The organism is Candidatus Cloacimonas sp., from assembly GCA_039680785.1.
GTDB lineage: Bacteria > Cloacimonadota > Cloacimonadia > Cloacimonadales > Cloacimonadaceae > Cloacimonas.
The window spans coordinates 1-13482 of the sequence record JBDKSF010000009.1 but is presented as its reverse complement, the minus strand read 5'-3'; the positions used below and the strand labels follow the sequence as shown (position 1 = coordinate 13482).

The 13482-nt window shown below is 37.7% G+C and carries 9 protein-coding genes and 3 tRNA genes; 8 read left to right on the top strand and 4 right to left on the bottom strand.

The features are described 5' to 3' along the window. Nucleotides 1-5 precede the first annotated feature (5 nt). Nucleotides 6-830 (top strand): T9SS type A sorting domain-containing protein, encoded by an 825-nt coding sequence (locus tag ABFC98_00300; GenBank protein ID MEN6444468.1) that lies wholly within the window; start codon nt 6-8, stop codon nt 828-830. 292 nt (nt 831-1122) lie between these two features. Here ABFC98_00300 and ABFC98_00295 read toward each other — a convergent pair whose 3' ends face one another. Then, complete coding sequence (locus ABFC98_00295) at nt 1123-1878, bottom strand: hypothetical protein (protein MEN6444467.1); 756 nt, start codon at nt 1876-1878, stop codon at nt 1123-1125. Then, a complete protein-coding gene (locus ABFC98_00290) occupies nt 1878-3866 on the bottom strand; it encodes an N-6 DNA methylase (GenBank protein MEN6444466.1) in 1989 nt (662 codons plus the stop codon). The genes ABFC98_00295 and ABFC98_00290 overlap by 1 nt, the downstream gene beginning before the upstream one ends. Nucleotides 3867-4669: 803 nt before the next feature. Here ABFC98_00290 and ABFC98_00285 point away from each other — a divergent pair. After that, on the top strand, nt 4670-7321 hold the full coding sequence (locus ABFC98_00285) for a valine--tRNA ligase (protein MEN6444465.1): 2652 nt from the start codon (nt 4670-4672) through the stop codon (nt 7319-7321). 305 nt (nt 7322-7626) lie between these two features. On the opposite strand, the gene ABFC98_00280 is transcribed toward ABFC98_00285, so the two are convergent. Further along, on the bottom strand, nt 7627-10113 hold the full coding sequence (locus ABFC98_00280) for a YfhO family protein (GenBank protein ID MEN6444464.1): 2487 nt from the start codon (nt 10111-10113) through the stop codon (nt 7627-7629). Nucleotides 10114-10211: 98 nt separating this feature from the next. On the opposite strand from ABFC98_00280, the gene ABFC98_00275 reads away from it, so the two are divergent. The 6 genes from ABFC98_00275 (at nt 10212) to ABFC98_00250 (ending at nt 12574) form a co-directional block, all read left to right on the top strand. Next, nucleotides 10212-10613, top strand: coding sequence for an acyl-CoA thioesterase (locus ABFC98_00275; protein ID MEN6444463.1), 402 nt, complete (start codon nt 10212-10214; stop codon nt 10611-10613). Between the two features lie 81 nt (nt 10614-10694). Then, nucleotides 10695-10769, top strand: a tRNA-Lys gene (locus ABFC98_00270). 6 nt (nt 10770-10775) lie between these two features. Then, nucleotides 10776-10850: transfer RNA gene (locus ABFC98_00265), tRNA-Glu, on the top strand. 36 nt (nt 10851-10886) lie between these two features. After that, nucleotides 10887-10962 (top strand) — tRNA-Glu (locus tag ABFC98_00260). A gap of 87 nt (nt 10963-11049) precedes the next feature. Next, on the top strand, nt 11050-11919 hold the full coding sequence (locus ABFC98_00255; protein ID MEN6444462.1) for a M23 family metallopeptidase: 870 nt from the start codon (nt 11050-11052) through the stop codon (nt 11917-11919). Continuing rightward, entirely contained in the window at nt 11906-12574 is a 669-nt protein-coding gene (locus ABFC98_00250) for a thiamine diphosphokinase (GenBank protein ID MEN6444461.1), read from the top strand. The genes ABFC98_00255 and ABFC98_00250 overlap by 14 nt, the downstream gene beginning before the upstream one ends. 118 nt (nt 12575-12692) lie before the next feature. On the opposite strand, the gene ABFC98_00245 is transcribed toward ABFC98_00250, so the two are convergent. Further along, on the bottom strand, nt 12693-13482 hold a 790-nt coding region (locus ABFC98_00245; protein MEN6444460.1), incomplete at its 5' end, for a DNA recombination protein RmuC.

The window sequence follows — 13482 nt, the reverse complement described above, 5'->3', positions numbered from 1 at the left end:
ATGATATGAGTGATAACACATATCCCTACGAGATTCGTGATGCTTTAGAACAATATATCCGGTTGGGAGGTAATTTATTTATTACTGTCTATTATCCGGGTAAGGCATTTGAAATGAATGCTGGCTATCCAGCATTATTTTCTGCAGATAGTTTTATTTATGAAGTTTTGGGAATCGGGGGTGTAAATTATAGTGGACAAGCACGCTTTAAATATGCAATTCCCAATGATGAAAATTATCCGGCTCTCCAAGTTGATAGTTTAAAAACATTGTCCACTTGGAATGGTCATATCTTTGGTGTGGAAGGATTGGAACCGGTGAATCCTGAGGAAAGTATTTATCAGTATGGCTCCGATTATGGTTCTGATAGCAATCAGGGTTCCTTAAATGGGAAAAGTGTAGGTATTCATCACAACTATGCAGAAGGTCAAACAGTATGTTTAAGTTTTCCACTTTACAATATGCAAGCTGAGTCGGCTACAAATTTAATTAAATATGTGTTTGCTAACCTTTTCCAGGAAACAACCAAACCCGATATTCCCCCTCCTAATATAGGACTAAAGGTACTTCCCAATTATCCTAATCCCTTCGTGAATGAAACGACATTAACTGTAGAAAATGCTGATCCGAGCAAATTGATGGATGTTAAAATCTACAATCTGAAAGGACAAATCGTGCAAAGCGTATTTAATGGCTATCCTCATAAAGACCTGCAATTTATCTGGAACGGAAAAGATAATGCAGGAAAAATCACTGGCTCCGGAGTTTATTTTGTTAAAGTAACCTCAGGCAAGGAAAAAGTAATTACCAAAATAATCAAGATACATTGATTCTTCCTTCCCTAAATTGAGTAAGTTAATTGATATCTTATGACTTATTTATAGTAAGTTAATTGATATCTTATGACCTGTTTATATTCGCCTCTCTCTGGAAAATCTTAAAAATCCTTGTTTCTAAAAGCAATCCTGAGTGCTCCCATCTTGTTTGGTATTATCGGTTTTACGGTGTTTTTGGTGTAAAAATTTTCTCCTCACTGCTAAAACAATTTTAGTTCAACTTTCGCATATTTTTAGCTAACACATTGCTAAATAAAGTGAATTATTTTTCTTTGGACACTATAATCTATATTCTTGAGGGATTGCGTTTTTTACCCATAATACCTATCTGTCGCTTATATGCATTTCTTAACGCTTTCAATAATTTATCGGGAGATGATAAATACTTGTTATATTGTTTTATATTTCTTTCGTTAATATGAAGTTGTCCTTCATTGTGATTTCCTCTATGTTGCCCAGTAGAATAGTTTTTATCACTAAAGACCTCTTTAGAAGATAGAACCCAATACCTAATCAGATCACGCCAAACTGCAATCCAGACAAATACATCACAGCAATAGGGTTTTATCTGTTGAAAATTCATATCAAAACGCTTACGCGAATTTGAGGATAATGCCTTTATGTATAGAGGTTCATCACTATTAAAATCTACTGCCCGAGATGCTTTCACTTCAATCTTAACTATATCGTCTAAAAGAAAATCATATTCTCCTGAATAATTAGGGTCCTTTTTTTTAGAAGGTTTTTCTAATTGCGGAACTAACTCCTTAAGATGGCTTTGACCCCATGTCTCACCAAATCCTCTTGGAGCACTGATTTCATATAGGTATAAAAACATATTTCTTCCTATATAGTCATCTCTTAAAGCATAGTAATCTTCAGTAGTAAGTTTATCTAATCCTAAAAGAGTGGAAATTATAAATTCATATTGATTAAAGGGATACGCAGATATCAAATTAGCTAACCTACCAACCAGCTCATTATGTTCTTTATCGCTAAGAAATGATATTTGTTCCTTCAAAAATTGTTCAAGTTGTTCCATTATTTTCTCCTGTAATTATGTATTTTTTGCTGCTGTTCTTCCGTAATTTCAAGATAACGGAAAAGATAACTATCCATACTTTCCAAAGAACTATTTCCCGCGAATATTGCTCTTGTTATATCGTGAATCTCAGCGTTAGTTTTCAGAAAATCTAGAGGGATTGGTAATTTTTCCAGGTCTGACCTTAACACTTTATGAGTGTTACAAAGGAAAGAAAACAAAAAATTATATATTTGGGTGTTGAATATTACTGCAATGGTCTGCATTAAAATACCAGAAAACTTAGGAATACAAATATTTGCACTGTTTAATGTAAGCACTTGTCTATTATCATAAGCGAAGATTAGTTGATTAGATATAAACCTGTAGACAAGCTTTTCCTTGGCACGATATTTCCATTCAGGAGCAACTTGCTGAAATATTTCTGGTTGGAATAGGATATATTCATTTGCTTTATCCAAAAAGAGAGGAAATACATCTTTGCCACGATAAATTTCTTCATATCCGGCTTTGCATTCTTTGCTAATATATTTATCATTATTACCGGTAACAATTCCTAATGCCCAATCTGCGTTGTTTTTAAGAGTTAAGTGATTTTTAGCATACACTTTGTTAATAATATCTGAAACATCTTCTTGATATTGGAGATTAAATATATAATCTGAATTAGCGAAATAAACCGATTGATTTTGGCTAAAAATATTATTGTCTCTTTGAATTTGAACCAAATGCTCAGGAAAAGGAGTTTCTTTCTTCAGGTCAAGACGATATACTTTGGTAAAGACACCAGTAAATACTTTTCCTAAGTCAGTAATTTGAATAATATTAAAATGTTCTAAGATGTATTTTCTTATATCTTTATGTATATGAATGTTAAGTATGGATTCAGGCAGCACAAAGGAAACAATACCTTTGTGCTTAGCAAAAAGGTGCGACATAACAAGAAAGTAAGAGAATGATTCACCTGAAGATATCTGAGGGAATTTATTCTTATATCTGTATCTATCTATAACAGAACCCCAAGGAGGATTAGTAGCTACAATATCAAAAGTATCATATAAGAAACTATGTTCATCAAAGAATGAATTCGGGTCAATATCTTGAAGAGTATTGAGATGATATATATGCGGAGTGAAATCTGCGTTATTATACCAGAGTAAAAGATTGATAGCTGCTATTCTAACGCAAATTTTATCAATGTCTATGCCAAATAAATTTTCGTAAGAGCACTTACTTTGCTTGGCAAACCTCAGTAGAAATTGACCTGAGCCACAACAAGGATCAAGAATTTTATCATTTTCTTTGTAATATCGGGAAATTATATCATCAATAATGAAGGCAGGGGTAAAATAAGACCCTTTTGATGATTTATTACCTTCTTTCATAATAACCTGATATAATGCCCCAAGTAAGTCAACTTTACAGCTGTCTATATTAAAACAAACACCTTCAAGCAATTGTTTAGTGATAATTTCATTATAGTTTTCAGATAATTCCTTTTCCCATTCTAACATAATAAGTTCAACATTCTTTCTTCTAAAACAAAACTTAGTTGTATGTGGTTTACTACATTTTATAATAGTAACTTCCTGCTGATGCAAAAGAATCAGCAGAGTAGAATAAAACATTGCATCACTAATAGATAGTTCCGCTTTTTGGCAAATAGCATTGATTTTAATTAAAATATCGCCAAGCTGAGTGGAAATATATTCATTTGGGACAAAAGAATTAGAACTGCTAAGCTTATTTGCTCTTGATCTTAATTTACTAATGTCACCATTCAATATTTGATTTCTTATTCTGATAACTTCATTTTTGGCAATTATATTCTTTCTCATATTAAACGGTGTAATAAGTTCCAGTTTAATCCAATTACGGATTGTAGCTTCTGATACATTTAACTCTGAGGCAGCTTGTTTCAGAGATAATAAGGTTTCCTGACTCATAATGTAGCTAACGCTCCACACAATAAATTTAGGACTATTCATTATTACTCTCTATTTAGTGTCAACTTCTTTTTTTTCTTTGTATTTTTTTACTTCTGCCTTATTTTGCTATCCATAGAATACATCACAATTGTGTAAATACAGAGGATAAATGCTGACAACCGAGTTATCAAGTTTCCACTAAATTCTATGACAGCTTGATAGTTTGTTTGTTGTGGTTGACGAGGAAATCAACCCTCCTGTATTTTTGCGGCGTAGTTATTCTTGTTTCTAATACCAAATCTGTTGAAACTATGGAAAAGGAAGAACGAAATCCTCGTCGTTCCTCTGACAACTAAATTATGCAGTTTCCACTAAATTCTATGACAGCTTGAAAGTTTGTTTGTTGTGGTTGACGAGGAAATCAACCCTCCTTTATTTTGCGCCGGGTTAAAAACCCGTCGTTAATACCTGTCGTCCCGCTGGGACTTAATATTTATCCTACTTTGCAACGGGTTAAAACCCGTCGTTAGTACCTGTCGTCCCGCTGGGACTTATTATTTATCCTATTTTGCAACGGGTTAAAACCTGTCGTTAGTATGTATCATTCCTGATGAAACTAAAATTAGAAATCCTGTAAATCCTGTTCATCCTGTTCATCCCAGGCCTATAATCTTTTTTATCTGTGTGCTCCCCTTTTTTTCGGTATTTTCGGTTTTTTCGGTGTTTTCGGTGTAAAATCAATCCACCTCACTCAAAACAGCTTTTCCTTGACGCCAAATCCTCTTTTCAGAATTGGTTTAAAATAGATAAATTATATTTAGCAAAAGCAGCAACAACGACATTAAAGCGAGGTAACTATCAAAATGGAAATAAGTAAAGCTTATGAACCACAGGATTTGGAGAAGAAATGGTATAAATTTTGGGAAGAAAACGGCTATTTCAAGCCCCGAGAAAACTCAGCTCAAAAACCGTTCACCGTTCTGATGCCCCCTCCTAATGTAACGGGAATTTTGCATATTGGACATGTTCTCAATAATACTTTGCAAGATGTTGCTGTTCGTTATCATCGAATGAAGGGTGAACCAACTCTTTGGTTACCGGGCGTAGATCATGCTGGAATTGCCACTCAAAATATGGTGGAAAAAGATCTTGCCAAACAGGGTATCACGCGTCAGGAATTGGGTAGAGAAAAACTGGTGGAAAAAATCTGGCAGTGGAAAAATGAAAAAGGCAATATAATCATAGATCAGTTAAAGCTTTTAGGCGCAAGTTGCGATTGGGAGCGTTTGCGTTTTACGATGGATGATATGCTTTCGCGAGCTGTGAAAGAGGTCTTTGTAACTTTATATGAAGAGGGCTTGATCTATAAAGGGAAATATATTATCAACTGGTGTCCGCGTTGCGTTACCGCTTTGGCGAATGACGAAGTGGAGCATACGGATGAAAATGGTCACCTTTGGTATATTCATTATCCTTTTGCTGATGGAAATGGTTATGTAACGGTGGCTACAACTCGTCCGGAAACAATGTTGGGAGATGTTGCTGTTGCCGTAAATCCAAAAGATGAACGCTATATATCCTTACTTGGAAAAGAACTGTTGTTGCCCTTAACGGATAGAAAGATACCTATTATTGCGGATGAATATGTTGATCGTGATTTTGGAACTGGTTGCGTGAAAGTGACTCCCGCCCACGATCCCAACGATTTTGAAATTGGCATCCGGCACAATTTACCGCAGATTTTGGTGATGGATGAAACCGGAATTATGAATGCAAATGCAGGAAAGGATTTTGAAGGTTTAGAACGCTATGCCTGCCGGGAAAAAGTTTTACAAATGCTATCCGAACAGAATCTTTTGGAAAAAACGGAAACACATCCTTATTCCGTAGGTCGTTGTTATCGTTGTAATACAATAGTGGAGCCATATCTTTCCGATCAGTGGTTTGTAAAAATGGCTCCCTTAGCCAAAAAAGCCATAGAAGTTGTGGAAAAGGGAGAAGTTAAGTTTCAACCAGAACGCTGGACAAAGGTCTATATGCACTGGATGAACAATATTCGGGACTGGTGTATCTCACGGCAAATTTGGTGGGGACATCGCATTCCTGTATATTATTGTGATAATTGTAACAATATGATTGTGGCAAAAGCAATGCCGGAAAAGTGTCCTCAATGTGGCGGAACGAAATTCACTCAGGATTCCGATGTGCTGGATACTTGGTTTTCCAGTTGGTTATGGCCATTTTCTACAATGGGTTGGCCTGACGAAACAGCAGATCTTAAATACTATCTTCCTACCAATGTGTTAATTACGGCTCCGGAAATTATCTACCTGTGGGTTGCCAGAATGATTATGAGCACTCTCCATTTTAGGGATAAAATTCCCTTTGACACTGTTTTGCTTCATGGAACCGTGAGAGATGACATCGGACGCAAAATGAGCAAGTCCTTGGGTAATTCTCCTGATCCGATTGATTTAATTAAAACCGTGGGTGCCGATGCTTTAAGGTTCAGTATGATTTTTGGCACTCCGAAAGGTGCGGATGTTATTTTCAGCGAAAGCATTTTGGAAACAGGACGCAACTTTGCCAATAAAATGTGGAATGCCTATAGATTCATTATGCTGAATGCGGAAAATATTGAAGGATTGCCCTCAGAAAATGAATTGCAGCTGGAACTTGCCGATAGATGGATAATTTCTCGTCTGCAGGAAGTAATAAACGAAGTGCGCGAACACTATGAAAATTTAAGGTTTAACGATGCTGCCAACGCTATCTTCAAGTTTATGTGGGATGAATTTTGCAGCTGGTATATTGAGCTGAGTAAAGATCGTTTAAATCCTTCTGCCGAAAAGGAAAGCAGCTTAACGGCAAAATATATTCTGCTGAATGTAATGCAAAATGGAATGCGTTTGCTGCATCCAATTATGCCTTTTATTACGGAAGAGATCTGGCAGAACATTAAAAAAATCTTCCCGATGGAAGAAGATGCGCTAATTGTGGCCGCTTTTCCTGAGGCAGATGAAACCCTGATAGATAATGATATTGATAATAATATGAGCTTTGTGCAGGAAAGCATAACTGCCATTCGGAACTTGCGGAAACAAATTAACTTAGCTCCCGCTCAGGAAATTGATGTTGTTATTCGCTTTGCCGAAAGTTCGCAAACGGAACTCTTTGAAAATTATATGGCTTACTTCCGGCGTTTGGCAAAAGTGAAAACTCTCTCCGGCGGGGTGAATATTGCCAAACCCAAAGCTGCAATTGCTTCCGTAGTTAGGAATATAGAGATATTTTTGCCCTTAAGCGGATTGGTGGATATTGAAAGTGAAAAAAATCGCCTCAGCAAACAAATTGAAAAGTTGGCTAAAGAACTAAACGGTATTCAGGCAAAACTGACTAATCCCAATTTCCTGAATAATGCCAAAGAGGAAATTGTCGCCAAAGAAAAAGAGAAATTTACCGAAGTAAATACTAAGCTGGAACTGCTGAAAAATCTCCTGGAAGAACTTTTGTAGCCGGAGGATGCGGTTCCTCCACAAGAAAGTGGAAAAGTGGAAAGGTGGAAAAGTGAAACCCGGCGTGTAGCCGGAGGACGCCGTTCCTCCGCATGAAAAAAAAGCGAGCTCCGGCTACCCCAAAAGCGGAGCTACAGCGAGCTCCGGCTACCCAAACTTGCTATCTTCCCCTCGACTTCAAGACCTCTCGACTTTAAGACCCCTCGACTTTAAGCCCTCTCGACTTCAAGACCCCTCGACCTCTCGACCTCTCGACTTTAAGCCCTCTCGACTTCAAGACCCCTCGACTTCTCGACCCCTCGACTTCAAGACCTCTCGACTTTTTTCATTTCCCAGCCAATTCCTATTGCCAGAAGAACAACTGTTGCCAGGATACCTGTTAAACTTAAAATCAAGCTAAGGTTATAGGTCTTGGAGATAAACTTCATTTCCAAAGTATGTTTGCCCGCAGGGATTTTAACTCCCCTCAAAATATGATTTACAGGATAAATCTCGGTTTCTTTGCCATCTATAAAGGCCTTCCAGCCAGCAGGATAATAAATTTCGGAAACAACCAGAAATGAATTCTTATCAGTTGCCACATCATATTTCACATTGTGCATATCAAACAATGTCTCTTTTGCAAAACAGCTATCTGGTTTAGAAACGCCTTCTATTTTACTTTCCACAATAGCCAAAGAACGCGGATTAAAGTATGGGTCACGCATTTTTTGCAAACGCCTATTCTGATCCGAAATTACGGACAGCGAGTCAACAAACCAAGCCCGCGGGTAAGCGGTTAAATTTTGATAGATATTGGCACCGGTATAACTGCTAAAAACGGGCTTGATTTTATTTAAAAGTGAGGCATAGGGTAATGAATCAGGAAAGACAATATACCTGGTAGCCAACATATCCAAAATGGGTGTAGGTGTTTCAATTCCACCTTTTGCATAGACACCTTTTAAATAGCGAAGAAACTCGCCATCATTTTTTTCATCTCCCTGAATCAATTTCCAGATATCATCATAGCGTTTTAGTTTGGCAGCGCTGTAACCATCAATGGTTTGATGATAATAAGCCCATTCTCCGGCAGTTCTAACTCGCCCCATATTAAAAGGATAAATGCGATAGTTGTCTTTATCCTCAAGTAAAAATTGATCAAAATCCTGAGTCACGAAACGCGCTGCTCTCTCATCTGCCGGATAGAGGTCTTTTAAATGCTTGCCAGTGTATATATAGAGGTCAATGAAAGTAATCAGGGTGATCAGCAAGATCAAGGCAACTTTCTTTATTTTTTTTACGCTGGCAAGATAACATAACCCAATCGAAACGGTCAGCAATAGCAAACTCATTATCCCGCTTTTGTAAAGCATATTAAGACGCATTGTCTTAAGCGATGCTAATTGGCTAAGCGCATTTTGTTCTTTATAACGGGCAATTTCTTCCGCTTTAGTAAAAGGCAGACCGCTACAAATACTTTTACCCAAAATCAAGAACAGGATAAAAACCACGCCGCTAACCCAAAAAGCCGTAAATAATTTCTTCTGCCACTTGCTGTTATTTTCCAGGGAAGCAATTGTATCCAAACCCAAAGCAGCCAGAAGAACAGCAATAAATTGAACCATTATTAGCGTCATAGAAGGCACCCGGAATTTATTGAACATTGGAAGATATTTAAAAAAGAAATCAGAAAGCACAGGCGCAAAACTGCCAAAACTTAGCAGCATAAAGATAGCGGAAGCAATCCACAAAAAGAGGGAGAACTTTCTATGCTTGCCAAAAAGAGCCATCACTCCCAAAGCTAAAACAACTATGCCAAAGTAATTATAAATTTGCGTAAAAGGCATCGCACCCCAATAATATTCATTAATGCCCCCAAAGAAATTGGGAATTAGCAGTGCGATTATTTCCATAGGAGGAAAACTCCATGCCTGAGCATAACTTTTTTCCAGTCCGGCTGTTCCTCCCCGCATTGTGTAATGACTATATTCCCAAGTAGATAGATAAGGATTCATCACCGCCATAGCGGTTAAAACAAAAGCAATAATAATTAGCCCTGTCCAGTTCCCAAACTTTTTATATTGCTTTGCCTTAATTGCTTCAATTAAGCCGTAAATCCAAAACATTCCAATGAACAAATAAAGATAATAGGTTATCTGAGGATGATTTTCCCTTAATTGCGTAATCAGAAAAGTTGCCAGCAAGCCCAAATTGAGCATATTGGGCTTTTCTTTTAAACGCAAGAGAGCCCAAACAACCCAAGGAATATACATTAAAGCGCGAAATTTGGTATTATGGCCAATATCCAATAAACCCACCCAATGGCAGGAAAAAGTGAAAGCAATGGCGGCAAAAAAGGCAATCCAGGGATCCATTTTCAGCTGCCTTAAAAGCAAAAAGATACCCAGACCTCCAATAAACAGCAAGAAAATACGCCAGTTGATAATTTTATCGGTCAGCTTAGTTATGCTTTCCAAAAATGGATAACGATTGGGAAAGGAAATCATATAAGTTGGCATACCGGAAAACATATAAGGAGTCCAAAGAGCGTTGTCTTTATGAGTTGCATTGTAGTCAATAATAGCTTTAGCAGCACCTTGCCATTGATTTATGTCTGATGCCTGAGGTGCTTTTCCCTGATAGGCAACAGGGAAATAAATTAAACTTAACAAAAGAAAAAGAATAAACACTAAGATCCACGGAAGATGTTTACTGAAAGCGGATGGTTGTTTTACCTTGGTTGCAGTCGATGGTATATTCGGCTTTCTTTTATTCTGGATTATTTTCTGATTGACATTTTTTGCTGCCATAATATCCTCTACTTAGGTATTTTTTTCCATAATAATATAAACAGGTATATCGGTCAAGCAAATTTCCGCTCCCTATATATCTATGAGGATAAAGAATAATGATTTGGACTTTTACGAAAAGAATCTATGGCTATGAATGCGATATTTACGGCCATTTAAATAATGCCAACTATCTGCAATTATTGGAAGCGGCACGCAGTGAAGCATTGTTCGAAATGAATCTTGCCCAATCCACTTTACAGGAAAAAGGAATTCAACTGTTAATCCGCTATGTGGAATTGAATTATCTGAAATCCATAGACCACGATGAAATGGTAACCATCAAAAGCTGCTTTACAGAAATGAATCGCATCAAAGGGAAATGGGTTCAAGAAATATATAATGGGAAAGGCGAAAAATGCTTTGAGGCATCCTTGATCATCGTTTTTGCTTCAGGAGGCAAAGCAAAACGATTACCGGTAGATGTTTTTGAGCAGCTCTTTCAATATATGGAGAAATAGATAACACATAAGGGCAAGGAATTTTGCTTGACACAAAAGCAGCTCTTCAAAAGTTAGCTCAATAATGTAAACAATAATTAGGGTCCAGTAACTCAGCGGAAGAGTATCTGCCTTTTAAGCAGAGAGTCGTTGGTTCGAGTCCAACCTGGATCACCAGTTTGCGACCCCTTCGTCTATTGGTTAGGACTCAAGATTTTCATTCTTGCAAGAGGGGTTCAATTCCCCTAGGGGTCGCCATAAAAGTTAGAGTATAAAATAAATTATGCAATCTATGTCCCGTTCGTCTAGTGGCCTAGGACTCGTGATTCTCAGTCATGCAACAGGGGTTCGATTCCCCTACGGGATGCCAAATTACTGATTTATTGGTTCATATCTTGCATTATAAAACTAAATATCGAGAAATAAATTGAATAACGATTATATAAGCAAAGGGAAAATGCAAATCAGCTATCAAGTTGGAATGGATGGAGCTAAACACAGTTTCATAATGCCTCATTATGCCTTGATTTTGATAGCTGTTTTACTGCTGTTTTTAGTGGTTTCCACTCTTATAATGTTTATTACGGTAAGTGGAAACGCCAGCAGAAATGAACAGCTCAAGCGTTTGGAAACGGAAAACAAAAATATGCGTTGGAAGCTTGATTTTTACGCCGCCACGGTTGATTCCATCTATCAGAGGTTAGATACTTTACAGGTAAATATCTCTAAGGATGCCAAAGATTATCCTGCCTTGGATCTAAAGCAAGGGAGCAAACAAAAAGTTACTTTTGAACCTGCTTTACGCGAAAAAATGGATAACCTGGAAATTAAGCTTGCCACTATTTTAACGGCGATTTCTGAACCAGTTGCAGCATCCAATCCCATTTCTACGGAAAATACAACGGATGAGTTCATTCCTTCCATCTATCCTACTTTTGGTAGAATTTCGGATGGCTGGGGCTTACGAGTGCATCCTATTTACAACGACATTGAATTTCATAGTGGAATGGATATAGCCAATCAAACCGGAACACCTGTTTACGCCACCGCCGCGGGAACAGTTATAACTACTGATTATGACACTAATTATGGGAAAAGAATCAAAATAGATCATGGCAATGGCTATGAAACCCTTTATGCTCATCTTTACAGTTATATGGTTCAATCTGGAGAGCAAGTTATTAAGGGTCAGATTATTGGTTTGATAGGCACTTCAGGGCTTTCGACCGGACCTCATTTACATTATGAAGTGCATCTAAATCAAGAAAAAGTGAATCCCGTCGCTTATTTAAATCGCATAGAGGAACCGCTCTATGCCCTACGGTGAAAATTCAAAGGCATATCTTTTTACCAATCATTCTCCCCGGGATATCGTTTCCGGTTATCATAACATCAAAACTACCGATCATATAATTGCCGTAGATAATGGATTGAAACACCTTGATGAACTGGGTTTGAAGCCAGAGATATTAGTAGGAGATCAAGATTCCGTAGAGCCAGCTTTGCTAAAAAAATATAGCCAAACACCCACTTATCTTTTCCCCTCCGAGAAAAATGAAACCGATACGGAACTTGCTTTTGACTGGTGTCATAAACACTTTCCAGATAGTGACATAATTATCTGTAACGATTTTCAGGGTAGATTTGACCATTCTTTGTCCGTTGCCTTGCTTCTATTGAAAAGGCAACTTCCTTTTGCCGTAAAAATGTCGTTTCCTACTCCTTATCGCGTGGAAAGTGAAAATCAGACCGTCTTTATTTTGCCCGATAGCATTGAATTTGTTAATTGCAGCGGAAAATTGCTTTCTTTGTTGCCACTTTCCCCCAAAATAGAATTTGCTTTTTCTCAGAATCTGAAATATCCTCTAACAGACCTGATAATTAGGAATTATCAATCCCGGGGAGTTAGTAATGTGATTACTTCCGACCGGGCAAATATAATTAAAAAAGAAGGCATCTGTTTAGCGGTTCTAACAAACTAAACAGTTGTCAGAAAACAGTTTTTGTGTAGTCGGAGCTCGCTGAAGCTCTGCATTTTGGGTAGCCGGAGCTCGCTGAAGCTCCGCATTTTTTTTCTTGCGGAGGAACAGCGTCCTCCGGCTACATTATGTCCAAAATATGTTCACTATCTTCTACCGGTAATTCCTGCACTTTATCCAGGCGTTTTTCAATTTGACGACTCCGGTGACTTGCTTCTTCAATGTTATTGGAGGCCTCTTGTAATTTCTTTTGGGTTTTTTCCAAAATAGTTCCGAATTTGCCAAATTCTTGTTTGATGGAAGCAAGTATTTTCCAGACCTCGGAGGTCTTTTTTTGGATCGCCAAAGTTCTGAACCCGACTTGTAAACTGTTTATCACGGCTGCGGTAGTTGTAGGACCGCAAATAATAATATGATAATCGCGCATAACGGATTCAAAAAGTCCCGCATTTCTAAGAACTTCCGCATAGAGTCCCTCAAAAGGCAAAAACAGCATTCCGAAGTCAGTTGTGACAGGTGGATTCAAATATTTGTCAAATATATCTTTGGCACAGTTTTTTATCCTTTGCACCAAATTTTTACGCGCACTTTCCACCGCCGCCAGGTCTCCCGAATCATAAGCATCCATAATTCTATGATAGTCCTCAATCGGAAACTTTGCATCTATAGGCAAATAGACAGATTCTTGCTCTTCTGAATTACCAGGCAAGCGAATTGCGAATTCTACTCTTTCTTCCCGATTTTTATTGGGACGGAAATTCTTTTCATACTGTTCCGAAGTTAGTATTTCTTCCAGCAAATTGCCCAGCTGAATTTCGCCTAAAACACCCCGCGTTTTAACATTGGTAAGCGCCTTTTTGAGGTCACCCACTCCATTTGCCAAACTTTGCATTTCACCCATACTTTTATGG